Origin of the sequence: Candidatus Chordibacter forsetii (assembly GCF_964187505.1) — a bacterium.
GTDB classification, from domain to species: Bacteria; Verrucomicrobiota; Verrucomicrobiia; order Opitutales; family Seribacteraceae; genus Chordibacter; species Chordibacter forsetii.
In genome coordinates, this window is record NZ_CAXLML010000158.1 from 12,754 (window position 1) to 37,689 (window position 24,936).

The window sequence follows — 24,936 nt, forward strand, 5'->3', positions numbered from 1 at the left end:
TACGAGTAAATTTCCCCAAAAAGAAAATTTACATCTTTTCGTAACGGGTACGCAACATTTGAGTGAAAGCGGCAACTTTACGAGCCTCACGATTCTTATCAGAAGGCTTCGTGAAGTATCGTTTGGCACGAACATCACGAATAGTGCCCTCTCGATCCAGGGCCTTCTTGAGACGACGGATCGCACGATCCATGGGTTCACCTTTGCGTAGTTTAATTTCGATAGACATAATTTTAAATCAAACATTGGATAGTATATTGAGCCTGGGATTCGTCAAGTCGGAAGGCTAATTCTTACGGCCATATTTTCTTTCCACTGGAGGATCAGGGGCAAAAACACGAATCCTTACCCCCTTTACACAAGGACGATTCCTCCAATTTGAAAAGCTTTCCAATCCAAACTTAAGCCTAAAACGATCATCCAATTGTACGACCATTCCGTCTCCTTCCTCCTTTTCTGCAAAAGCTACACTCACCTTTGCACTGCCGATACCCCGCTCGCTTTCCTTGTGCAAATCAATTAAAAAATCTGCAGCATCTGTATGAACTGGATCGATTAACCAGGTAGATTCATCGATGATTTTACCCAGGCAACCGTCGATTGTTTGAACCTTGTCCACGCTGATACGGATTTCTCCGTCTTTTACCGAGGCTACTCCAGTTACCACCATGAGTTCGCCGTCTGCCAAAACTTCTCCATATTTCGTGTAAGCTTCCGGAAACATCGGAAGAGATAAATCCCGTTCCTTCGCCAAAAGGTTAAAACGTGCCCAAGGCTTAGCATCTTTCTTCGTGTATCTCCGCTCTACGTCGGAAACCACCCCACATAAACGAAAAGATATTTTTTCGGTCAGGTTTTCTAAATCTTCATAGCGAAGGGTATCCACTAAGGGCCCCAACCCCATTAAAGTATCCACTGGATGGCCGGATAAGAAGAAACCCAGAAGTTCTTTTTCAAACTTCAATTTTTGTAGGTTGTCCATTTCCGGAACAGCGTGATTTCCATTGGGACCAAAGTTTTCGGATGAAGGTTCATCTGTCTCCTCTTCCCCACCCATCATATCAAAAAGATTTGCCTGTCCGGCCTCGCGATCTTTTCGGCGTAATTGAGCCTCGCCCATTGCCCTGTCCAAATCGGATAGCAGGGCTGCTCGGTTTTGATAGAGGGCATCAAACCCTCCGGTTTTGATCAAACTTTCCAAGACCCTCTTGTTTAAGGCTTTTCCATCCACCCGCTCGACCAAATCTCCAAAATCTGCAAATGGCCCATTTTTTAAACGTTCCTCGACAATTAATTTTCCGGCAATATCCCCCACCCCCTTGACTGCGGAAAGTCCAAAACGAATCGATCCCAATCCATCTCCCTCACCATTTAATGGAGTAAAATTCTCCCCAGATTCATTCACATCGGGACCAAGCACTGATATACCCATATCGTGACACTCCCCAAGAAAGTGAGAAAGTTTTTCGGAATTCCCAAGTTCGCAAGCCAATACTCCCGCCATAAAGTCAACTGGATGATTGGCTTTCAGGTAAGCGGTTTGATAACTTATCATCCCATAAGCCGCAGAGTGAGACTTATTAAATCCATAACCGGCAAATTTTTCTAAAATATTGAAGATGTCGTTGGCCTTTTTGGATTCGATTTTATTGACCTCCTTGGCACCCTTAACAAAAATTTCCCGCTGTTTGGCCATTTCCTCAGGCTTTTTCTTGCCCATCGCCCGGCGCAAAATATCAGCACCACCAAGGGTGTATCCAGCAATCCGCCTTGCCGCCTCCATTACTTGCTCCTGATAGACCATTACTCCATAGGTTTCAGCACATACATCCTCGAGCAATGGGTGAGGGAATTTAATCGTGGATGGATCCTCCTTGCCCTTTATATAATCGGGTATCCAATCCATTGGCCCTGGCCGATAGAGGGCGATAAGGGCGATAATTTCATCGACATTAGAAATGGTCATCTGCCGGCATAGCCGGCGCATTCCCTCGGATTCCAATTGAAAAACTCCGATGGTCTGAGCATCGTTAAGAAGTTTGAAGGTTGGCTCGTCTTCGAGAGGGACTCCCGTTACCCGAAAATCCTCCAAGCCCTCTTTTTTCCGAATATGAGCCTCGGTTTCAGAAATCACCGTGAGTGTTTTCAATCCCAAGAAGTCCATTTTTAACAGGCCCAATTCTTCCACCGGATCCTTGGGATATTGGGTGGTGAGAATTCCATCTTGCTTGGTCAATGGCACAAGTTCCTTGAGCGGGCGGTCAGCAATAATGACTCCGGCTGCATGTGTACCTGAATTGCGGACCATTCCCTCGATCACTCGGCCGGTATCAACAATCTGTTTAGCAATGGGATTATTTTTATATTCCCCCGCAAGTTCCGGACTCTTTGCCAATGCATCCTCTAATGAAATATTGAGGTCGTCGGGAATCATTTTGGCCAACTTATCGGCTTCGGCATAGGGAAGATCCCTCACCCGGGCAACATCCCGAATGACCATTTTTGCACCGAAAGTACCAAAGGTGATAATATTGGCCACGCAGTCACGGCCATACTTCTCGCGGACATACTCGATCACCTCTCCTCTACGGCGCATACAAAAGTCGATATCAAAATCGGGAGGAGAAACCCGTTCTGGATTGAGAAACCGTTCAAAAAGTAAGCCAAAGCGCAGAGGATCAATATCAGTAATACCCAACACATAAGCCACAAGACATCCCGCACCGGAACCACGCCCCGGTCCCACCGGTACCCCTTGTTCACGAGCCCAGTTCATAAAGTCCGCAACGATAAGAAAGTAATCGTTAAACCCTGTCTTACCGATAACTCCGAGTTCGTAGTCCAAACGTTCGCTTAATTCCTTAACCTGAGAATCCTCTTCAGCCCGTTCGGAAGCCTCTTCGTAAGTAACCTCATATCTTTGATGGAGGCCTTCTATGCAAAGTTTTCTTAGGTATTCGATATTATCTGAAACCTCGGTTTTAATTTCCGGAGGCATTGTAAACACGGGATAATTGTTCTCTCCAAATGGTAATTTAACCTCGCACATTTCGGCCACGGCAAAGGTGTTTACAATGGATTCGGGCACCTCGCGAAAGAGGTCCTCCATCTCCTCGCGCGATTTTAAATAAAATTCGCGAGCCTCGTAGCGCATCCGGTTAACATCGTCCAATTTTGAACCGGTTTGAATACAAAGCAAAGCGTCGTGAGGAGCCCAGTCCTCGCCTTTGACGTAATGTACATCGTTGGAGGCAATCGTTTTAAGGCCAAATTTTTTCGCAAGTTTGATTAACGGGGGAACCAATTGTGCCTGCTCCTCAATTCCATGGTTATGAAGTTCGACAAAATAATTTTCCTTACCGAAGATATCGACCATCTGACCAAGTGCCTGTTCGGCCTCTTCTTCCTGACCACGAAGAATGAGTTGAGGGATCCAACCCTGCATACAACCGGTAAATCCGATCAGGCCCTTGGCATGCTCGGCTAATTTCTCCAAATCGGTTCGGGGACGATAATAAAAACCATCTACATGAGCATCGGACACCACTTTGCAGAGATTTTGATATCCTTCAAAATTCTTCGCCAAAAGACCGAGGTGGTAAGATTTGTGATTTTCCCGCCCTGGCCGCTCGTCGTTTTTATGATCAGTTACAATGTACCCTTCACAACCAATAATTGGTTTAATTCCGCGCTTTTCCGCCTGCTTAACAAAGGATATCGCACCGAAGAGGTTTCCGTGATCAGTAAGGGCCATGGCAGACATTCCCAACTCCACCGCACGGTCCATCAATCGATCCATCCGGCAACAACCATCAAGCAAGCTGTAGTCCGAATGGACGTGCAAATGCACAAAATCTTTGTCTTTGTTAGCCAAGGGTAATGAAGAGGTAGCGTTATACTTACATTTCGAAAGGTTAAGGCTGTTTCAAGGCAATCTTGCGCACAAGCGAAAATCTCCCTGCTATATAAACAGTTTTTAAGAACTAAGAGACAGAATTTGAGGCGGGCAAATATTTTTGCCTGAGCAAGCGCCAAAGAACGATGAGGAAAGCGGTTAGTGGAATTCCTAAAATCATTCCCAGTACCCCTCCAAATGCAGAACCCCAAAAGAAAACCGAGGCAATAATAACAACCGGATGCAGTCCGGTTCGATCTCCCATCACTTTTGGACTAAGCCAATAACTTTCGAGGATTTGCACCACTAAAAAAGTAATGCCACAGCCCCAAAGAACGCTCCATTCTCCGCTTTCCAAAATTCCACCTGGTTGTAAATAAGCCACTAGCAAGGCAGTCAAACATCCGATAATCGATCCTAGAAAAGGAACAATATTTAAAATTCCGAAGAAAATACCCAGGGCAATGCCGAATTTAAGACCAGACAGACTAAAGCCAATGGCATAGCCAATTCCCATCATTGCACCAATCAGTAATTGTCCGCGAAAAAATGCTTCCAATATATCTTTAAATTGCCTGATTAAATAAACCAAGTCCTTACGTGTATTGGCACCAAAAAAACTTAACTGACCGGCAAGATCAGCCAAATGATCCCGCCGGGAATCCAAAAAATAAAACAAGTAAATGGGTGCTATTGCCAGGCATGCAAAATACGAAAAAAATGAACGAATACCTGACCAAGCATCTTGCAAGGCTTGGGCAGACTTTTGGGTTAATTCAGGATTCTGGGTTCCCAGAGCTTGGAGTGATTCTTTCCAGTCCCGTTTAAACTGGCCAAATTTTTCTGAAACCACCGACCAAGTTTCCGGACTGACTGATTGTCGAACCCGCGCTTCAATTCTTTCCGGCCAATCCACTGAAGAGCCCATAAGGTCACGGGATTGCCGGACTACTTCGCCACCCACTCCCCAAAGAATTAAAAAAACAACGGACAAAACAATAAGGTACAATGAGATAATTGAATACCTGCGACTCAGCCCAACCCCCTCTTCAATTTTACGAACGAGCGGCCGAAGTAAAATGGCTAGAATTGATGCAATTGCAAGTGGCCAAAGCACCGTGGCAAAGTGATCCAAAAAAATGCCCAATGATTTTACAACCCACCCGATTAAAAGAAGGAGAACGAATAAACAACCGGAACAGAGGGTAAAGGCGAGCAATTGGGACTGCCCCCGGGAAAAAAAATTGGTTCTCTTTGTTACTTCGTTCACTACATTATTACGCCTTTGATTCTTGCCTTTAGTTGGGTCGGAGGGCAAGAACCTCTTTCTTGTGTATTTGCAAATAACTCAACTATTTCTCAAACTGGTATCGCATTAAAGGTATGCCAAAACCGTTTAAACTATTCCTTTTATCGTTTCTCTGTTTACCAGGATTCTATCCTTTAGTGGGAAAACAAATCAAAGAAATTAATGACCGGGTAAATTCGGTTTACCGGGCAATTGTCCGAATCGAAGTGGTTTCGGAAAGAGGGTCCAACGGAAGGATGTTAAAATCGGGATCCACCGGTAGCGGAGTAATTATCGACTCATCTGGATTGGTTGTGACCAATCACCATGTGGCTGGAAAAGCAACCAGGCTGACTTGCCGATTTCATGATGGCGAAGAAGTCGGGGCTGATTTACTAGGTGCCGACGCCCTTACTGATCTGGCCGTACTCCGCCTGAGATTAGAAGAAAGACCCCCGAACTCCCCACCGGTTGAAAGTGCCGTCTTTGGGAATTCAGATCTGGTAAAGGTAGGCGATGCCTGCTTTGCGATGGGAAGTCCGGCAGGATTATCTCAATCGGTAACCCGAGGAATTGTTTCCAACCTTGCCTTAATCTCAAACCGGAGAGGATCGTTTCGGCTGGATGGCGAAAATGTGGGAGAGTTGGTCCGCTGGCTCGGTCATGATGCGGTCATATTCCCGGGAAACAGCGGAGGACCCCTCGTGAATTCTGCGGGCGAAATCATTGGGATTAATGAAGTTGCCATTGCGAGCCTAGGCGGTGCCATTCCATCCAATCTCGCCCAAAAGGTTTCCCAAGAGCTTGCTACCCGAGGCTTTGTTGAAAGGTCATGGACGGGATTGGAATGCCAACCTTCTCTCAAAAAAGGAAAACCCGGGATTTTAGTTTCGGGAATCATTGATGGTTCCCCTGCGCAAACTGCCGGTTTTTTGGCTGGAGATCTTATTACCACCTTTGCTCAGCAAACTGTACAGGCACAGATCCCTGAGGACCTTCCTCCATTTCATCAAATGATTTCATCCATTCCGCCGGGAAAAAAAGTTGAGGTCAAGGGAGTTCGCGATCAGCAGTCCATTAACTGGGAGTTAATCACAGCAAAACGTGAACCCGCCTATCAGCCAGAAGAAGAACTAAAAAGTTGGGGACTGACTCTGAGAGACTTTACCCTCCTATCATCGTTGGAAGCTCGTAGGGAAGGAAAATTTGGAATACAAGTACACTCAGTCGCCCAAGGCGGACCTTCGTTCAGTGCAAAGCCAAGGCTGGTACAGAATGATGTATTGGTCGAAGTAAACGGTCAAACCCTGACCAAAATCGAAGACCTGCATACAATCTCCCGGGAATTAACCGAAGGGAAAACCGAACCCGTCCCCGTTTTGGTAAGGTTCGAAAGAAACTTGGCGAGTTATTTAACCGTGATCAAAATTGGACCAGAAGCTGAGGAAAAGCGACCCCTTGAGGCGTGGAAACCTTGGTTAGGTGTGAGCACTCAGGTACTTACCCATGAACTGGCTGAGGCGTTGGGCCTGGAAACCAGCAACCGGGGGGTCCGCTTATCCCAAGTCTTTCCAAATACCCCAGCCGAACGCGCGGGGTTACTCCCCGGTGATTTACTCTTCCGAATCGACGGTCAACTCATACAAGCTTATCGACCGGAGGATGTGGAAGTGTTTGGCAATATGATCAAACAATATCGGATTGATTCCACTATTTTAGTAGAGGTCTGGAGAGGAGGTAGAATTATGGAGGTCAATGCAACTTTGGACAAACGTCCAAAACCCGGAAATGAAATGCCGGAATACGAGGAGAAAAATCTCGAATTTACGGTGCGTGAATTATCCTTTGCTGATCGAGTATTTATGAGAATTAATGCAGAGGAAAACGGCCTCTTAGTTGAAAATGTAGAGTCTGCCGGATGGGCCGCATTGGCCGGGTTACGCCAGGGCGACCTGCTCCTTAAAATTGACCATCATTCAGTCAATCAAATCGATGAGATTAAACGCCTAATGACCAACTTGATCAAAAAACAGCCTGAGCAGGTTGTTTTCTTTGTAAAACGGGGAATCCACACCCTCTTTATCGAACTGCAACCAGAGTGGGAAGCCTTATGAAATTCTTTAATACCGGGCTATTTTTGGCAGCCCTTTTTTTAATCAATCCCGCCAGTAATTTATGGGCTGATGAAAAAACTTCGCCGGTTTCCATTTGGAAGGAACTCCTGGAAAAAAAATCCGATAGCGTAACCTGGGTATCTGTAACCGTACGCATCGAAGTTAGTTCCGGAGGCCGGAGCTTCCCCCCATCTGAAAGAAAACTTGAGGCACTCGGCACCGTGATTGGCAAGGACGGACTGATCGTTTTATCCTTAAATCAAGTCGACCCGACAGATTCGATATTGGCAAGGATGAGAAGTCCGGGAAATGTAAATGTGAATTACACCGAAGTTCTGATTTTATTGGAGGATGGTTCCGAAGTTCCGGCAAATTTTTTACTTAAGGACGAGGACCTCGACCTTGCTTTTATTCGTCCCCTACCAACTGATTCCAACGATTCAATACCCAAGGAGTTTCTTGCTGTTGAATACAATGAATTAGAAATCCCGAATATCGAAACACTTGATGAAGTGGTTTCCTTAGGCAAACTTGGTCGAAACCTATATCGAAAGTCCACCTTGCAACGAGGCTGGGTAAATGCAGTAATTGATAAACCCAGGGACTACTTGGTTGTGGAGAATGTAACTCCTGGCACCCCTGTATTTGACCGCCATGGCAAATGGATTGGGGTGACTGCCTTTCGTAAGGAAGGAGGCCGACCATCAGGTGTAATAACCGTACCGGCATTTGATGTGATGGAAATTGCCCGGCAAGTCAGAGAGCGAACCGAGTAAGTTTGCCGTTGCCCACTGATTTAAAGAAAATGTATTGATTGACTGTGAACTTTTTTAAATTTGCCAAACGGGAAAAATTCAAACTGCTCGGACTTTTTGGAGTTTTCTTTTTGGGAGGCTGTTCCAATGAAGAAGAAGTAAGCACGGAAAGACTGGAGTATCGTAAAGATGAAAAGGGGATCGTCCGACTATACTATGCAGGCGAAGACGAACCGGTCGGGAAATGGAAATTTGCCCGGGTAATTGAGAACCATTCAAATGGTGAAAAAAAATTCGAGATTGGAGTCGTCGATGGATTACGGCACGGATCCTTCTTTTTTTGGCAATCAAACGGCTTAAAAAAACTGACTGGATTTTTTGAGCGCGGGAAAAGAGAAGGCTCATTTAGGGCTTATGGGAAAGCGGGGGAATTGTTGTACGAAAAAAATTACTTTGAGGACGAACTTGAAGGAAACATGTCTTTCTATTATCCGATGTCCAATGCCGAGATCTTCAGGTATTTTAATAAATTAAGAGAGGACGGTTTGAAGCCGGGTGAAATCCCCGTAAAAAACAACATCCGATTGGAAGCCACTTTTTCCAAGGGAATTCCCACAGGTCCTTACCGCACTTATTTTCACCCCAGAGGACATCCGTTTTTGACCAAGGCGGACTTACTGGAAGAAGAAGGAAGGTTTGACGCACAGGGCAGGCTAATTGGAAACCAAGTTTGTTATTACCCTAGAACTGAAGGTCTAGTTGTTTATCTGCCAGATAACAAACCACTCGAAACCATTCACGAACCCAACTCTTTTGGGTTATCAAAAGCGATTGACGAATGCTACCTCGCCATAGAAGAAATTCCCGCTTACCGAAACCCCAAAAATCTTCCAGCCAAGGTTTTTTGTGTGGATATAAGAGGTGGGAAAATTTCTCCTGTTTGGTCATCTGAAATTGTTGAACTTGCGGTTCGAAATATGGATGGGAATATTCTCCCAGGTAGATACCCCGCCAATTTTGAAGCTTACCGAGATCAAGCAGTTAAAAAGGCTAAGGAAGTTGTACTAACCCAAGATTTATCTGACGACCCAAACCTTCTATCCCTTACTTCCCGAGGTGCTGCAGTCCAAGTTATCGCCCTTAATAAAAATGGTGAAATACGCGACATCCTATGGAGTAATTTAAATCGAAAAAATAACCTGGACCTAGAACAACGCATTCTTAAAAAGAGGAAGAGAATTCACCGATCTTGGGATGCTGGTGATGCAACCGCATCCGAATGGACCATTTCAAGTGGATTAAACTTGATCATCCGTGACGATCCAAGCGACCCTCAAAACGACCCTTACCTGCAGTTAAAAGGTTTGTAATAAGCTAATAGCTTTTTACTAATTTTTTCCTACTTTTGCTCAATTAGATCGAATGGGCTCGTTTTAGGAAGAGGTAAATTCTCGAATGGATTCGCCGATTTATCAACTGCTGGTACAACAGGACTTTTTAACTGATCAAACGGACTAAGTTTTTTATCAACTGTCGGTACAGGCTCAGTATTTAATTGATCAAAAGGATTAGCAGATTGAGTGGTTGACTGATTAACTTGGTCAAACGGATTCGCCAAATTATTAGCTCCCTGGTTTAACTGCTCAAAAGGGTTAGCCGGAGCAGAAACCTTTTCCCCATCCACTTCATTCAGCTTGGTTGGCTTGGCTTCTACCCCTATCCTTTGGGGACTGGGAAGCTTTTTACCCACCCAAAATGGGGTAATTGAATCCCGGACCTCCTCGTAAAAGGAAACCACGGTTGGACGACCGCTATACTTCCAGGAGAATCGAATTGGGTCTGTGGGGTTTCGGTTTTTCAAATCCCGTAAAATCTGTAAATCATACCCTCCTCCCTCGCTTGGATATCCTCCAACCCATGGCAAATAAAAACGCCAAGGTTTTCCTTCGTCTATATTCTGTGCATCTATCCATCGGTTGCTGGTTTTAAGTATATAACCGATAAAGATTCCCCCCTGTGTTTTCGGGGGCAAAATTTGGGCACCTACTAACCTAAGATGCTGGTCCATGGACCATCTTACCGAAATTCGGTTTCCCACAACCAAATCGTTGAGAAGTAAGATTGTTTCCGGCTTAAAACTCCCTCCATTTGCAGGCCCTTGCCCAATCCATTCCGGAATAAATCGATGTAAATAATTCCCATCGTCCAAAACCTCAATCCAGGTATCTCCCTTGGAAGACAAAATACCTTCCATAGTTCCGGTATTTCCCACACACATCGCTCCTTGTAAAAGCCCAGTGCAAAAAACGAGTCCGCACCAAAACCTTTTAACCAAGGCACCCTTTTGAAATGTTGAAAGATACAGCACTTCTCTATATCTAGTAAGCTTTGCCATATACAATCAAGCAGATCTGCATTGTAAGTTTGAAAAGTTAAGGCTATTCCCAAAGTCGTGAATACCATTATTTCTCAGTGGAGAGATTCCTTGCACAAAATCCTCGACATCTATGAACGCAAACGTGGATCGATCAGGATTTTCTTCCCTATCCTTTTTGGTTTCTTCATTTTTTTAAATGTCGCTTGCTACTGGTTGGCCATTTACACCGCCTTTCCTTATTACATGATGACCCATGAGGCATCTCACTACGTAAAATTACAAATACCTGTGGGAATCTTTGGTGCCCTGTTTGACAGTTTGTCTTTTTTTGCAACTATTTGGATTATCCGGCGTGCACTCGCATCCAATAAGACTTCGGAATATGTCTTTCACCTCTCCCTCGATCTGATCATTGCAGTACTCGCAACCTTTTGGGTATTGTTCGTTTTTACCTTTGGAGGATGGATGATAAGCCTGTGGGAAACAGCACCTGAACAACTTGCAGAGCGGGGAACAAAATATACGAACCGGGCAATTCAGGCAATCCAGGATCCCACTGGTCGTGAAAATGCCAAGAATATATACTTCGGCCTGATCATGGGAATATCCGCAGCCTTGCCCACCTGTATGCACCTGGGTCTTTTTTTTACTTCTGTATTACAAAAAATATTCCCCAAAAAAAAGAAAGTAGATCCAGAAAAAAATGATATCAATACCAGCTTAAAACCTGAATAAATGATTTGCCTGAGGGCCAGACCACTTTAACCAAAGGACCTGAAAAATTTAAATGGGAACTACCTGCAAAGAATAAGTTGCCAATGAATTATTCTCATGGGCAGTATTAAAACATAGGTTTATGGATTCTCTCGTTAACCTTCCCACCACCAGCCCAAACATCTACAAATTTTATTGATGAAAAAACATAACCAAAAATACATATTGGTGTTAATTTCAATGCTTTTCACAGCCTTCATAACCGAAGCAAGCGAGGTTAAAAGACCAGAACAAAGAAGCGGATATAATCAGAATAAGGATATTGGATGCAAAGCTCCAAAGAACGCTGATATTCTGTTCAATGGAACCATAAAATCAGTAAAAAAGAACTGGGAAATGTGGCCAGATAAGAGCATGGATATCACCTGGAAAATAATGAATGACCCCAAGGGAAATGGACAAACTTTAATGGCCAATGGAGGTAAGAGATGGGGAACACATGATTTGGTAACCAAGAAAAAATATTCCAATTACGAAGGCCATGTAGAATTTGTAATGATGGGTGCAAGAGGTGATGGAAAAGTGGATGGATATACAAATAGCGGAGTCTACATGCAAAACCGTTATGAAATTCAAATCGAGTCTCCCAAAAATAAAGACCTGCTTGATCCATACAACTGGAAGATTGGACCTCATGGGATTGCCGCTTTCTGTATGGACCGAGTGCCCGACACCAATGCCTGGAGGCCCAATGGGCAATGGCATGCATTTCACTTTCTTTTCAAAAATGCGAAATGGAAAGGCGATCAAAAAATCGCCAATGCACGGGCCACAGTATGGTGGAATGGCTTAAAGGTGCACGATGATATTGAAGTCAAAAAAGCCAATGGAGGAATCAAAATAACCCCTGCTCCTGGAGGTTTAAAGTTACAGGAACATGGCCAGGATGTTCGCTTTCGAAATATCTGGATGATTGATCAAAATTAACACCAATTTTTGGATGGTTCAGGTTGATCAAACCTGAAAAAGCAAACAAATTAAAAAGCACCCTACCTACGCTCGAACGGCAAATTGGTACGCCCTGGCCGCTCCAAAAAACAAATCGGTGAAAGCATCCACTGTATCGTCAATCGGGTCGGAGTATCCACCACCCATGAACAAGAGCATGGGAATTCCAAGTTTGTGACGCCAATCAAAAACCCGTTCGTTCCGCTGACTCATCCCCTTTCGAGTCAGGTTTAATAATCCGAGAGCATCCGCACTCAACGCGTCCACTCCCGCCTGGAAGAATATGAGGTCAAATGATTGATCACTTAATTGAGCCAAGGTTCGATCAAGGCCGTCCAAAAACTCTTCATCCCCTGCCCCCTTGGAGAAGCCGAGATCGAGATCACTGGTTTTTTTTCGAAAGGGAAAATTATCCTGCCCATGAAGAGAAACAGTGTACACGCGATCATCCCCTTGGAAAATTTCTGCCGTCCCATCCCCTTGGTGAACATCGAGATCAAGAATCAGAACGCGTTCCGCCTGTCCGCGCCCAAGGGCAAACTCTGCACAGATAGCAAGGTCGTTAAAAATACAATAGCCTGCCCCTTCTCGCCGGAAAGCATGGTGGGTACCTCCTGCCATATTTCCAGCAATAGGAAAACCTTTAGCGAGAAGGTCGAGGCCATCGAGGGCGCCTCCGACCAGGCGAAGTGTACGTTCCACGATTTCCGGCTTCCACGGACGCAGCCCAATCCGTCGGATTTCATCTTCGCACAAAGACTGGGAGAGGAAACGATCAACAAAGCTGGCATCGTGAGCGAGTAAAATTTCTTCTCTCTGAGCCAGCCTTGGGCTTTTTATTTCAATCAAACCATCCTTGTCCCTCAGACGGATATTTTCGGCAATGCGAGAGTAGCGATCCACAGGAAAACGGGCAGTACGATCAAGTCCCGACGAATAAATCTCGTCATAAAACAAAGTCATACAGGACTCTGATGAGTGGCTTTTGTGTTGTTCAAATTTGTCCATCCTACAAAACTACTTATTCTTAATATTGTGAGCATGCAAAACGCATTTCTTGGTTCCCTTGTTGGCGACGCTATCGCCATGCCCGCGCATTGGTACTATGATCGCAACGCCCTCGACCGGGATTACGGTGATTTTGACAGTTACTTAGCTCCCCGCAATCCCCACCCGGATAGTATTTTGTGGAGATCCAAATATGAACCCATTGGTCCAAAGGCAGATATTTTACACGACCAGGCCAAGTTCTGGGGCAAAAGAGGTGTTCATTACCACCAGTTCCTTCAGGCAGGCGAAAATACTTTAAACCTAAAACTCTCTGTCGAACTTTACCGTTGGATCATTCTTCGTGGTAGTTTTGACCTTGATGAATGGCTTGCCCGGTATGCCGAGGTTATGCTCACTCCGGGATGGCACCACGACACCTACGCGGAAGAATACCACCGAAATTTCTTCGCCCACTACGCCCGGGGGAAGAGCCTAAGGTCCTGTGGATCTGCAGATTTACATATTGGTGCACTCAGCCTTATACCCGGACTACTCGCTGGGTTGGAAGCACTCGAAATCACCGACCCTGCCACACTGATCGAACTTGCAGTCGCCTTGGTTCGGGCTACTCATGACCACGAATATTCCCTGCGGGCAGCAGCCGACTTTACCCGTATCCTTCTGCATGTCGCAGATGGTGTGCCCATCCGCAAGGTACTTTCTGAACTTCCTATACCTGGAGTTTCGGTGTCAAAATTTATGAACTGGGTTGATTTGCCCGATCGTATAGTGGTGGGTGAAAAACTTTCCACCGCATGCTACCTCCCCGAATCCTTTGTAGCCTCCCTTTATTTCGCCTGGAAATATCACGACGATTTCTCCCTCGCCCTTCTCCAAAACGCGAAGGTGGGTGGGGACAACTGCCATCGGGCAGTCGTGGTAGGAGCCTCCCTTGGTATTGGATGTGGGGTACCTAGAAAATGGTTAAGGGATTTGGTCTCAATGGAGGATTTGCGCTGCGACCTCCGAACGGTCAAGGGCTTGAGTCTTTAAACAAAGCAAGTTGACCGGTTGAAAGGTCGGTGGACTTTTTTCGCTTCACCCGTCCTGTTCCCTTTCGCGATCCATGCTTTTGTAAAACTTCCTGCGATGTTTTTTTCCCACTTATACTGCGTCTAATTTCATAGATACGATCCTTCATTTGTTTGCTTTTTTTCTTTATACAAACTACCGGAGGAGAATAATCAGTTAGTCTTACCTCTTCCGCGTATGCAATTTCTGCAGGAGTAAATTCCCTTAACTCAGGAACCCATTTTTTTACAAATGTACCCTCTGGGTCATGATCCAAAAATTGTTTGGTCGGACTGTACACCCGGATAGCGTTGATCCCGGTAATACCCGCCTGCATTTGCAACTGGGAGATATGGATACCCGGCTCATAATCGAGAAACATCCGGGCAAGTGGGCCATGAATGGTACGCCAGGAAAGATGCATTCCAAAACAGGCAAAGCTCACCACCATTGCCCGCATACGAAAGTTCATAAACCCAGTTTCACCCAGGCAACGCATACAGGCATCAATCAGAGGATAACCAGTACGCCCTTCGGTCCATGCAGTAAGAAGTTCGGAGTCATCCTCATACTCGATTCCATCATAGGCTGGATTTAGTGCGGAAAATTCCATCTGCGGACTGCCCTCCAATCGTTGGACGAAATGGTCACGCCAATGCAAGCGGGATTCAAAAGCACGTAAACTACGCCTCCATGGATTAGGCCCTTTGATCAAACTAATTTCCTCCCGCCTTCTATCGAGTTCCTCAAAGACACTACCCGAACTAATCGTACCCCAGGCAAGGTGGGGAGATAACCGGGAACCAGAAGTAAACGCACGATTGGGAGAAGAAATACCGCCTGAATAAGCAACTCCACGCTCCTGGAGAAAGGAATTCAGGGTATCCCAGGCTGAGCGTTCATTCACCACCTGTAAGGAAGAGGAAAGACCACCCGAAAATTTGGGAAAATAACGGAGTAGATCTGGCCATTCCCGCGGAGGGGAAAAGAAAGTACATTTTTGGGGAGCACAAAGGTTCCTTGGAATGGGAAGAACCGCAAGCCGACCCCGTGAACCCTTTCTAGGTACCTGGCGTTTTTGCTCAGCAGATAATCCACGAACAACCGATGTGCCAATCGATTCAACCCACTCGACTCCACGTTGCCTACACCAGGCACGTACTGCCCGGTCACGACGAAAAGTCAGATCGTTTCCGGTTTCCTGGTAAGAGCGTAAACGCTCAAAGGGGTGGCTAAGGAAAAGAGTTTCCAACTCGTCCACCACCTCTCCCACCCGTTCAATCATCCCAGAACCACGCTTTTCCAAACTGGCAGATAATCCACGCAATGCCTGCCACTGGGCCTGCAAATGAAAGACTCCACAATCCTCACCATTAAGCACACTTGGTTCCCAGCAAAAAAAGGGAATCACTTCATTCGAAGTCTGGGTGGCAAGGAAGAGGCAATGATTGTCCGAAACCCGAAAATCCCGCTTGATCCACCAAACGGTTCGCCTAACCAGTTGTTCGGTCACTTCTTTGAGCGCCGACATTTTTCAGAACAATAAAGGATCTGATCCCAAATACCCCGGAGAATCCACTTTTTACGGTTATGAAAAGGACGGCCACAATGGGCACAGTCCTTGACTTGCAAGTGGGCTTTTTTATGGGCCATTAATACTGCAGCCAGGAGATTACCAAAACACCAGCCCAAGCAACTAACCGCCAAAGATTCGTCCGGATTAACCGGTCAACCACCGCATCGGTTTTACCGTCTCTTGCTAACCTTCGGTGACAGGGTGCAGAAATCAGAAAGGTGACCGCCCAGGCAAAGAGCACGCATAGCAGTCGACCCCAGGAAAGATCGTCGGCAATAAAAAAACAATTGCTTACGGAGTCCAACAACTGGGCAATCATCAAGGGAAGTACAAACCAGCCGATTTGATTGCAATATCGTGGATGCCATTTCGCAAATCGATCTGGAGGAATTTCCCGAAAAACCGGGTAGACGATTACTTGGACCAGTCCTATAAGTATGAACATGGCAAAATCGATACTCAATGCATGTTCGTGCAAAAATTCGAGGACAATGATCATAATAAAATTTGATAATAGATATAGGGCACTAATGCAAATATGGTAAAGATTCATAAACGGGCAAACCTTTGGCAATTTGCACTTCTGTTCATTTTTATAACGGGCTGCTCGAATGTAGAAGAAATTCCAGCCTCGAATTCGATCCCCCCGGCCGAAGAGCAATCAGACAAAAACCCTTTTCGCATTCTCATTCTTGGTGATTCCCTGACTGAAGGCTATGGGGTGTCACCAGCCCAGGCTTACCCCTCCCTGCTTGAAGCAAAACTCAATAAAAGCCTACTTCCCGAACAGCGCCATTACCTGGTAATTAATGGTGGAGTTAGCGGATCAACCACGAGTGGGGGAGCTTCCCGAATCGACTGGCATTTAAAATCTCCACCGGATTATTTGATCGTCGCTCTCGGAGGAAATGACGGATTGCGTGGCATTCCTCCTGCAGAATCCAAACAAAATTTAAAAAGTATTATCGAACGGGCTCTTCAAAAAAAGGTACCGGTAATGATTGCGGGGATGAAACTCCCCCCGAATTACGGCCCTGCTCATCTGCGAGACTTCGAAAAAATATTCCCTGAACTTTCCAATGAATTAAAAGTTCCCCTGCTACCCTTCCTACTTGAGGGAGTGGGTGGAAAACCAGGCATGAACCTGCCAGACCGGATACATCCCAACCCAGCCGGTCAGCGTGTAATTTGCGAAACCGTATATACACACTTGATCGAACATCTTCCAAATAACTGAAGTGCACCCCATATTAAAAGTTCACCAAGCCTGTAAATCCTTCCAACAGGGAAACCATAAAGTAAAGGTACTCGAGCATTTAGACCTCGAAGTAATTCAGGGAGAAAAAGTAGCTATCCTCGGACCGAGCGGTTGTGGGAAGTCCACCCTACTCTCCCTGCTCGCTGGCCTGGACAATCCAGACTCAGGAACTGTTGAAATCGATGGGACAGACCTTGCCAAGATCAACGAAGATCAACTCTCCCAAACACGCTCAGAAAAACTGGGTATCGTCTTTCAACAATATCATTTAATGCGCAACCTGACTGCGGTCGAAAATGTCGGACTCCCACTGGAAATCCTTGAAACTACCGACTTTTCGGATCGGGCCCGAACCGCGCTTAAGGAAGTGGGACTTGATCACCGGGCCACCCATTTCCCTTCGGAAATGTCCGGCGGAGAGTGTCAAAGAGTGGCAATTGCCCGGGCTCTGGTCACCCGTCCTGCTCTCATCCTCGCGGATGAACCATCGGGCAACCTCGACCAAAAGACGGGAGATGAGGTCATGGATATCCTGTTTAATTTATGCAGGGAACATACTACCTCCCTGGTTCTGGTCACCCATAATCGAGAACTGGCCGATCGTTGCGACCGGTCACTCCTTCTTAACGAAGGAACCCTTGAAGATTTAACCAAATGAGTTTTATTTTGCGCCAGGCATGGCGGGAGATGCGAAACAGTCGATCCTTTTGTTTTTTTTACAGCCTTAATCTCGCCCTTGGATTGATCGGATTTGTGGTAGTGGATGCCTTTCGGGAATCCATCGAGTCCAAGGTAATGAATGAATCCAGGGAATTATTGGGTGCGGACCTGGCCATCCGGGCAAGACGGGTCATCACGGAAGAGGAAATTAAACTGGCTCGTAATACCCTGCCCGCTGAAACTAGGGAGGCAAAGGCGGTCGATTTTTTTTCCATGGCAGCCGGTCCCACCGGGCGTAGCCGCCTGGTCAAGGTGGTGGCAATAGATCCGGGATTTCCTTTTCATGGAACCTTCAAACTTGAAAAGGGCGGGGAAAAAAGCGGGGACGAAATCAATCTCCTCCATGAGGAAAGGCTTGCCTGGATCTACCCGGAAGCCCGGTCCCAACTTGGAATTAAAGTAGGAGAGGAACTACAGTTGGGAGAGGCGAAGTTTCGAATTGCTGACCTCATTGAGGAAGAGACCGGCTTGACTTTTCAACCGACTGATCTTGCCCCAAAAGTATTCATCAGCCGGAGATACCTGAATGATACCAATTTACTTGGCGAAGGCAGCCTCGCTTACCACACCCATTTATTTCAACTACCCAAAGGTATAGACTCAGACGCCTTCGGGCGGGGACTGGAAAAGGCACTCAGCGCCCCAGAGGTCCGTACCTTCACTCATCGCCAAGCGGGTCACCGGGCAGGACGACTCTTACGCTACCTTTCCGACTTTTTATCTCTGGTCTCTTTGGTCGCCCTGTTTCTTGCCTGCCTGGGGAGTGGTTTTCTTTTTCATGGATTCCTCACCCATCGAATGCCCGAGCTTGCGACCCTTGTAAGCTTGGGAGCAACCCGAAAGACCGCCCTGCGTATTTTCCTCCTTCAGCTTTTACTGCTGGGTATATTTGCCGCACTGCCTGCCACCCTTGCCTGTTCTCTTTTACTCCCCGGACTCGGTGGAATAATTTCAGAAATGACTGGTTCAAAAATTGAAGTATGGGTGAGCTCACGGAGCATACTCCTTACCTTTGCGGTAGCTATGGGATCTGGCTGGTTGCTTGCCCTGCCCGCCTTACGCAAGGTTCGTCGTTTACGGCCTGCTGAACTCTTCCAGGAAGCGGTGCGTCCCGGATCGAAACCTTCGCGAATGAATCTCTTGCTTGCTCTGCCCGGACTCGTTGCCTTTTGGGGCTTGTGCCTGGCTCAGGCACATTCCGATAAATTGGCCAATGTATTTTTTGGCTGCTTTCTCGGCTCCCTCATCCTGCTCTACCTCCTTGCCCGCTTCGGATTTGGACTGGGAGAAAAGTTATTTGGACATTCCCGGCTATCTATTCGGCTGGCAGCCCGTTCGCTCGCCCGCAACCGTGCGGGTGCCCTTACCGGCTTTCTCGCTATCGGACTGGGTGTACTCCTCATTACCCTGATTCCCCAGACTCATCATGGACTGGGTAAGGAAATCGGACTCGATGATCCGACCGGCGATTTACCCAGCCTTTTTCTCTTCGACTTACAAGAAGAACAACTCAAGGGGGTGGAATCCCTTTTGGAAAAAGAAGGGACACCATTGGGTAACATCACCCCATGGATTCGGGGAAAGATTAAATCGCTAAAGGGTATAGCTTACGAAAAATCTCAGCGACAAGAAGAAGAACTGAACAACCCTGATGAACAAAGGCGCAATGCCTTTCGCAACCGCAGTTTTAACCTTAGCTACCGGAAGAACCTCTTGGAAAGCGAACAGTTGCTTGCCGGACATCCCTTTTCCGGAGTATTTGATCCTGCAGCAGGCAGACCGGCAGAAATTTCGGTGGAGCACAAATACGCCAAAGCCCTCGGGCTGAGTTTGAACGATCACATGACCATTGAAGTGTCTGGTATTCTCATCGATGCAAAGGTGGTCAATTTGCGGAGGGTTCGCTGGACGAGTTTTCAACCGAATTTCTTTGTACAAATGCAACCGGGTGCATTGGAGCAGGCACCCAAAACCTTTCTCGGAACCCTTCATCATTTAAACAAAGAAAAAAAGGCCCGGGTCCAGGATTTATTAGTGAATAAGTTTCCCACGGTCTCCATCCTCGATGTCGAACGAACGGGAAGAAAGATCCTCGATGTGGTCGGTCAGATGACCTGGGCGCTACAGGTAATGGCGGGCCTCTCCATTCTTGCCGGCCTCGTCATTCTTTACTGTGTAGTCAGGGAAAAGGCACGGAGCCAGAGTTGGGAAATGAATTTACAAAAAGTACTGGGTAGCACAAGTGGGCAGTTGCGCCGTCAGGTATGGATGGAGTTTGGAATATTGGGTGCAAGTGCTGCCACCATTGGGGTATGCCTGAGTATAGGCACAAGCTATCTTCTATCTGCTCAAGTTTTTGATCGGGTATGGAGCTTTCGTTGGGACATTCCATTGGTAGTAATTTTTTGTGTGGTAGGACTTTCCGTAATCACTGCAGATTTTGCAGCCCGAAAAGCCTTGCGGGAAAAACCCGCCCGTTTACTCCGCGAAGGCTAACTCCAGGTTTTAAGGCTGCTTTGCCCCTTGTCGATCGGACTTCGTTTGCTTAACCTGTAACCTGATCAATTCTATGAGTAGCACCATCCAATCCCAATGAAGGAAGAAGTTCAGCAGCAGAAAAAAAAGTTCTTTCCGCTAAACGATCCCCTGCGCGATTACCTCAAAGATTACAAACGTCAACTCGACCTCCCGGTGCATTATGAAAACCTGCTCCAGGCAGAAGATTCCTTCCCGGTGGTCAATGCCAAGAACGAGGATACCCTCTGGCAAACGATGGTCTATGACCAGAACTACGGCCGGGAAATATTTGAAGGATTAAAAAAAATATATGTCCTGCTACGTTCAGGGGGGGATGAACGCATCCTGCCCAACCTTTATGTCGACCGGGTAGATTACTGTACCTTTGGCAATACCAAGCCTTTCCGTATTCGTATCGTCAACCAGTACAACGACAATCACGACTATTTTTACGTTAAGAAAGCGGATGCCTCCAGGGTGTACGGTCTCGAACTTGAACAGTTACTCTCCCCCAACGAGATCAATTTCCAGGTGGATAAAGACACCCTCATCGAGGAGCATATCATCGGAGTACCCGGGGACGATTTTATCCGTAATTATTTAAAGCGCGAGGAATTGAACGAAGTCAGACTGGCCAAGGAATTCATCAAATTTAACGAACGTTGCTTTGTTCGTCTCCTAGGAGACATGCGGGCCTATAATTATGTCGTGGAAATGACTCCTGATCTCGAACATACCCAGTACCGGGTACGGGCAATTGATTTCGACCAGCAATCTTATGAAGGCAGGCGCAGTTTTTACCTGCCCCAGTTTTTTAAGAACAACCTACCGGTGGTCGATCTTTGTACCAGTCTGATCAACCGGGATACCAGTTTACAGTACCAACGGGAGGAACGCACCCTCATCCAAAGAAGATTCAACTTCTCCCAGACCCGAATCAAACGTTTGCGCAACTGTATGTGCGAGGATCGTATATCCAGTGATGAAAAAGTTCGTCGCCTACGGGAAGAACTTGCCCGAATGCACCAGGATAAACGTTTCGAAAATTGTGAATCAATGGGCGAAATCACCTTTCTGAACATTGCCATTGTACTCAACTTGGAAGGCGAAGCACCCGCCCGTTTCGTGAAGTAACACTTCTTTTTTTGCGTTAATTCTTTTATCCAGTGGTCCGTAAACCACTGGCAATTGCATTGACCACCAAGAGCATTAGCTCGACCCGTTCCGGTTGGTCTCCGCCCTCTGCACGAAATTCTCGGAGCAATCGAATTTGCTGACCATGCAACAGGCGTAAAGCATCTTCCCGGGCTTGCAGGGTTTTCCAAAAGCGGGGACGTCTGTCCTGCAAGGTTCCTTGAAAAAGTGAGGTAAAATGTTCTTCAGCAAGCGATCGTTCTCCAATGATTTTTCCAAGCATCAACTTCCGGAGATCAGTATTTTCAACCAAGTCCGCATAGGCACCCATCCATTGAGGGTCGGAACTCGCCAGGCTGCTTTCGGCATTGTAAAATACGTAGCGAAGAAAAGAACTCTTTTTTACCAGACTGGGAAGTTCGGCAAAAAGATCTGGCAATTGATTTTTTAATGCTTCCAAACCGGCACCTACCCCATACCAACCAGGTAGGTAGTAGCGCGACTGGTTCCAACTAAATACCCAGGGAATGGCCCGCAAGTCCTGCAAGCTCGACTGTCCGGTCCGTCTGCTCGGGCGGGAACCAATCCGACTTCGTTCAATCGCATCGATCGGAGTGGCTTGCCGGTAAAACTCCACAAATCCATCGGTTTCCAAAAGCTCCCTATATGCAAGCCTTGAGTATTCGGCCAGGCAATCCATCACCTCAGTCGTTTCTGCAGGTTCACCCTTGGCTTTACTGAGCAAACGGGCACCCAGGGAACCGGCAAGCAAAGTCTCGAGGTTGGAAGAAGCAGTGGTTGCGGTATTGAATTTCTGCCCGATTACTTCTCCCTGCTCCGTAATACGCAATCCACCAGCGAGAGAATTCTTAGGCAAGGCTTCGAGAAAACGGTGTGTAGGCCCGGCTCCCCTACCCACAGTACCACCCCGTCCGTGAAAGAAGGTAAGGGATACTCCATGCTTTTTCCCAATTTCCAACAAGCGCTTTTGAGCTCTTTGCAAAGCCCATTGACTGGCAATGATCCCAGTATCTTTATTGCTATCGCTGTACCCGAGCATAATTACTTGCGAAGCAATTGATCCATTTTTTTGTAAACTTGCACGGGCACAGGGGTGAGCAAGAAAATCATCAATAATCCCTGGTGCAGCTTCCAAATCCTCATAGGTTTCAAACAAGGGAACCACAGGTAACGCACAGCCCATCTCTCCATTCCTTACCCGGGTAAGCCCGACCTCTTTTCCAAGCACACACACCACCAATAAATCGGCTACCGATCGAGTCATACTGACAACCAAGCAACCCAGCCCTTCTGGTCCGCGAGCATCCAGATGGTCAACTAATTCAGAAAAAGTGGCCCGAACCTCTTCCGCCTCTGCCGGAAGTTCCATCGAGGCATGAGTCATGGGGCGGGGATGGTTCAATTCCTGGTTAAGAAATTCAAGCTTTCTGGCTAAGGTCCACTGTCGGAAATTTTGCCCATCATCGATGCCTGCAGCCTCCATCATTTGTCCAAGGGCAAGGTCATAAGCATCGCTGTTTTGACGAACATCCAGGCGGGCAAGGTGAAGCCCAAAACTATTGATCAAACGCAAAACGGGACGGACATACAAATCCACGGTTAATATAGCTCCAGACTCGGTAAGGTTGGAAATCAAAAGTTCTAAATTTTCCCGCAAGGGTTTAATTCCTTCGTCCAAACGTTCGGCTATGCACAAAACGAAAACTTTCCAGGGTTCTCCGATATCTTCAGGAATTCCCCAGTTCTTCAAACGGGCAAGCAAAGCAGGAGGCGCGGCCAAGCCAGTCCGACTGAAAGCAAGTTTTTGCCCGAGCTCAACGAGGCGGGAACGAACAACCTCTTCCGCTCCCTGTGTTAATGTACGCAGGGTGTTTCGGGTAACCTCTGCAGTCACCTTTGGGTGTCCATCACGGTCACCCCCAACCCAAGAAGCAAAGCTCAAAGTGGGAAGTTCCTTATCCAATAAAGGTTTGGCTTCGGGCCATACCAGTTCCCAGGCGTGGCGCAAGCGATCATCCAGGTTATTAAAGACTACGGGAAATACCTGTTTTAAATAATAGCCTAGGTTTTCCAGTTCGTTTTCCACTTCTGGTTTGCGTGAAAAAATTTCACCAGTCAGCCAAAGACGTTCGAGCACAGCCTGCAGACTGCGTTCACAAAATGCCTGTTCAAATACAGTCTCCACAGCATCACGCTTTCGCAAAAGTCGTACTATTTCACGGTGCAAACCAAGAACCGCCCAGCGTTTGGCTTCGGTTGGATGCTTGGTAAAAACGGGTTCCACCCGGACATCCTTGAGTTTTTGGCGTACTTGCTCTTCAGAATACCCTGCATCGTTTAATTGTTTAAGGTAACGCCCCCAGCGACCGGGTTCGGCATCCCCGCCCAGTTCCTTCTCCCGCAAACGGGCACTTCTGCCCGATCCATGTTCCTCAACCAGGTTGAGCAATTGGAAGTAAAAAGATATCGCCTGTATACACTCTGGAGAAAGCAGATTGGCAGGTTCGGAAAAATTTCTCTCCCGTAAAAGACTAGCCGCTCCCGGGACACCCAATTCTTCGAGTACCCGGGCAAAAGAAATTACCAGAAAGTCGTGATCGACCAGCACTCTTTCAAGACCAGATTCTATAGAGCGGTCGAAAACCAATTTGTTTGAAGATTTAAAATCGTTCATAAATACCTTAACTCATAAAGTATTACTGGTTGGCGACAAGATGGAACAGTTGATTCAATAAGCTTTCTTCAAGAAATTCACACCAAGGATCAAAACTTGCCTATTTTACATTTACCTGTTGGTATTACAGCGGAGTGTAGTAATTAATGGGAAAATTATGTTATGAATAAAAAAACTAAATCAGTTGCAGAGTGGAAAAAGTTAGTCGAAGACTTCCAAAAGCCCAATCGCAAAGCTGCCATCTGGCAGTTGGTGAACACCCTAGGTCCCTTGGCAGGGGTTTGGACGGCGTTGTATTTTGTTTATCCGATATCGTGGCTTTTTGCGATTTCCCTGGCCATCCTTGGCGGTTTATTTCTTGTCCGTGCATTTATTATTTTCCATGACTGCGGACATGGATCGTTTTTCAGAAACAAAAAGGCAAACGATGTGATTGGCTTCATTACCGGCATGCTCACCTTCACTCCCTACCATCACTGGAAATGGGAACATGCGATGCACCATGCGACCACTGGGGATTTGGATAGACGTGGTATTGGTGATGTTTGGACATTAACAGTCAAGGAATACCTGGCGTCCTCCCGTACTACCCGGATAAATTATCGTCTGGTTCGCAATCCATTCATTCTGTTCGTCTTTGCTCCTTTATTTCTATTTTTCGTGCTTGAGCGTTTTCCTTCTAAAAAGTCAAAACCCCGCGAAAAACGATCGGTTATGATGATGAACCTTGCTCTTTTGACCTGGGGTGTATGCATGAGTGCAATTTTCGGATTTATTCCCTGGTTGATCATTCAATTGGTAATGATGTCAGTAGCCGGATGTTC

The 24,936-nt window shown here is 46.6% G+C and carries 20 protein-coding genes; 11 read left to right on the forward strand and 9 right to left on the reverse strand.

Annotated features, from left to right (window positions below):
• Window positions 1–28 precede the first annotated feature (28 nt).
• From rpsU to ACKPQ4_RS06705, 3 genes are all read right to left on the reverse strand, one after another.
• Complete coding sequence (rpsU, locus tag ACKPQ4_RS06695; protein WP_407680420.1) at window positions 29–229, reverse strand: 30S ribosomal protein S21; 201 nt, start codon at window positions 227–229, stop codon at window positions 29–31.
• Window positions 230–286: 57 nt separating this feature from the next.
• Entirely contained in the window at window positions 287–3,874 is a 3,588-nt protein-coding gene (gene dnaE, locus ACKPQ4_RS06700) for a DNA polymerase III subunit alpha (protein ID WP_407680421.1), read from the reverse strand.
• Between the two features lie 109 nt (window positions 3,875–3,983).
• Window positions 3,984–5,165 carry an AI-2E family transporter gene (locus tag ACKPQ4_RS06705; RefSeq protein WP_407680422.1) on the reverse strand — a complete coding sequence of 394 codons (1,182 nt, stop codon included), beginning with the start codon at window positions 5,163–5,165 and terminating at the stop codon, window positions 3,984–3,986.
• Window positions 5,166–5,341: 176 nt separating this feature from the next.
• Here ACKPQ4_RS06705 and ACKPQ4_RS06710 point away from each other — a divergent pair, with 176 nt between their 5' ends.
• The 3 genes from ACKPQ4_RS06710 to ACKPQ4_RS06720 are packed head-to-tail and all read left to right on the forward strand — an operon-like array spanning window position 5,342 to window position 9,422.
• Window positions 5,342–7,297, forward strand: coding sequence for a PDZ domain-containing protein (locus tag ACKPQ4_RS06710; RefSeq protein WP_407680423.1), 1,956 nt, complete (start codon window positions 5,342–5,344; stop codon window positions 7,295–7,297).
• On the forward strand, window positions 7,294–8,073 hold the full coding sequence (locus tag ACKPQ4_RS06715; protein WP_407680424.1) for a serine protease family protein: 780 nt from the start codon (window positions 7,294–7,296) through the stop codon (window positions 8,071–8,073). The genes ACKPQ4_RS06710 and ACKPQ4_RS06715 overlap by 4 nt, the downstream gene beginning before the upstream one ends.
• Before the next feature lie 44 nt (window positions 8,074–8,117).
• Window positions 8,118–9,422, forward strand: a complete 1,305-nt coding sequence (locus ACKPQ4_RS06720) for a toxin-antitoxin system YwqK family antitoxin (RefSeq protein ID WP_407680425.1) — start codon at window positions 8,118–8,120, stop codon at window positions 9,420–9,422.
• Between the two features lie 29 nt (window positions 9,423–9,451).
• On the opposite strand, the gene ACKPQ4_RS06725 is transcribed toward ACKPQ4_RS06720, so the two are convergent.
• Window positions 9,452–10,420 carry a hypothetical protein gene (locus tag ACKPQ4_RS06725; protein WP_407680426.1) on the reverse strand — a complete coding sequence of 323 codons (969 nt, stop codon included), beginning with the start codon at window positions 10,418–10,420 and terminating at the stop codon, window positions 9,452–9,454.
• Between the two features lie 84 nt (window positions 10,421–10,504).
• On the opposite strand from ACKPQ4_RS06725, the gene ACKPQ4_RS06730 reads away from it, so the two are divergent.
• Together ACKPQ4_RS06730 and ACKPQ4_RS06735 are read left to right on the forward strand one after the other, a co-directional pair.
• Entirely contained in the window at window positions 10,505–11,164 is a 660-nt protein-coding gene (locus ACKPQ4_RS06730) for a hypothetical protein (RefSeq protein ID WP_407680427.1), read from the forward strand.
• 219 nt (window positions 11,165–11,383) lie between these two features.
• Window positions 11,384–12,130: a 3-keto-disaccharide hydrolase gene (locus tag ACKPQ4_RS06735; RefSeq protein WP_407680428.1), complete on the forward strand. Its 747-nt coding sequence runs from the start codon at window positions 11,384–11,386 to the stop codon at window positions 12,128–12,130.
• 66 nt (window positions 12,131–12,196) lie between these two features.
• On the opposite strand, the gene ACKPQ4_RS06740 is transcribed toward ACKPQ4_RS06735, so the two are convergent.
• On the reverse strand, window positions 12,197–13,114 hold the full coding sequence (locus ACKPQ4_RS06740) for a histone deacetylase family protein (RefSeq protein ID WP_407680429.1): 918 nt from the start codon (window positions 13,112–13,114) through the stop codon (window positions 12,197–12,199).
• A 78-nt stretch (window positions 13,115–13,192) separates the two neighbouring features.
• Between ACKPQ4_RS06740 and ACKPQ4_RS06745 the strand changes: the two genes are divergently transcribed.
• Complete coding sequence (locus ACKPQ4_RS06745) at window positions 13,193–14,194, forward strand: ADP-ribosylglycohydrolase family protein (protein ID WP_407680430.1); 1,002 nt, start codon at window positions 13,193–13,195, stop codon at window positions 14,192–14,194.
• Here the strand turns inward: ACKPQ4_RS06745 and ACKPQ4_RS06750 are convergent.
• Genes ACKPQ4_RS06750 through ACKPQ4_RS06760 form a run of 3 tightly spaced genes read right to left on the reverse strand, consistent with a single transcriptional unit; the run spans window position 14,175 to window position 16,287 of the window.
• Window positions 14,175–15,743 carry an FAD-binding domain-containing protein gene (locus ACKPQ4_RS06750; RefSeq protein ID WP_407680431.1) on the reverse strand — a complete coding sequence of 523 codons (1,569 nt, stop codon included), beginning with the start codon at window positions 15,741–15,743 and terminating at the stop codon, window positions 14,175–14,177. The two genes, ACKPQ4_RS06745 and ACKPQ4_RS06750, sit on opposite strands and share 20 nt — an antisense overlap.
• Window positions 15,722–15,865, reverse strand: a complete 144-nt coding sequence (locus ACKPQ4_RS06755) for a DUF2256 domain-containing protein (protein WP_407680432.1) — start codon at window positions 15,863–15,865, stop codon at window positions 15,722–15,724. The genes ACKPQ4_RS06750 and ACKPQ4_RS06755 overlap by 22 nt, the downstream gene beginning before the upstream one ends.
• Window positions 15,865–16,287, reverse strand: coding sequence for a hypothetical protein (locus ACKPQ4_RS06760; protein ID WP_407680433.1), 423 nt, complete (start codon window positions 16,285–16,287; stop codon window positions 15,865–15,867). Before ACKPQ4_RS06760 ends, ACKPQ4_RS06755 begins: the two co-directional genes overlap by 1 nt.
• 39 nt (window positions 16,288–16,326) lie before the next feature.
• Here ACKPQ4_RS06760 and ACKPQ4_RS06765 point away from each other — a divergent pair, with 39 nt between their 5' ends.
• The 4 genes from ACKPQ4_RS06765 to ACKPQ4_RS06780 all read left to right on the forward strand — a co-directional run bounded on the left by ACKPQ4_RS06765 (window position 16,327) and on the right by ACKPQ4_RS06780 (window position 21,417).
• Window positions 16,327–17,025 carry an arylesterase gene (locus ACKPQ4_RS06765; RefSeq protein ID WP_407680434.1) on the forward strand — a complete coding sequence of 233 codons (699 nt, stop codon included), beginning with the start codon at window positions 16,327–16,329 and terminating at the stop codon, window positions 17,023–17,025.
• 1 nt (window position 17,026) lies between these two features.
• Window positions 17,027–17,704, forward strand: a complete 678-nt coding sequence (locus tag ACKPQ4_RS06770) for an ABC transporter ATP-binding protein (protein WP_407680435.1) — start codon at window positions 17,027–17,029, stop codon at window positions 17,702–17,704.
• On the forward strand, window positions 17,701–20,262 hold the full coding sequence (locus tag ACKPQ4_RS06775) for an ABC transporter permease (RefSeq protein ID WP_407680436.1): 2,562 nt from the start codon (window positions 17,701–17,703) through the stop codon (window positions 20,260–20,262). The genes ACKPQ4_RS06770 and ACKPQ4_RS06775 overlap by 4 nt, the downstream gene beginning before the upstream one ends.
• Before the next feature lie 96 nt (window positions 20,263–20,358).
• On the forward strand, window positions 20,359–21,417 hold the full coding sequence (locus tag ACKPQ4_RS06780) for a hypothetical protein (protein WP_407680437.1): 1,059 nt from the start codon (window positions 20,359–20,361) through the stop codon (window positions 21,415–21,417).
• A 25-nt stretch (window positions 21,418–21,442) separates the two neighbouring features.
• Here the strand turns inward: ACKPQ4_RS06780 and ACKPQ4_RS06785 are convergent, their stop codons facing one another.
• A complete protein-coding gene (locus ACKPQ4_RS06785; protein ID WP_407680438.1) occupies window positions 21,443–24,112 on the reverse strand; it encodes a phosphoenolpyruvate carboxylase in 2,670 nt (889 codons plus the stop codon).
• 162 nt (window positions 24,113–24,274) lie between these two features.
• Between ACKPQ4_RS06785 and ACKPQ4_RS06790 the strand changes: the two genes are divergently transcribed.
• Window positions 24,275–24,936, forward strand: a 662-nt coding sequence (locus ACKPQ4_RS06790; protein WP_407680439.1) for a fatty acid desaturase, incomplete at its 3' end; no start/stop codon positions are given.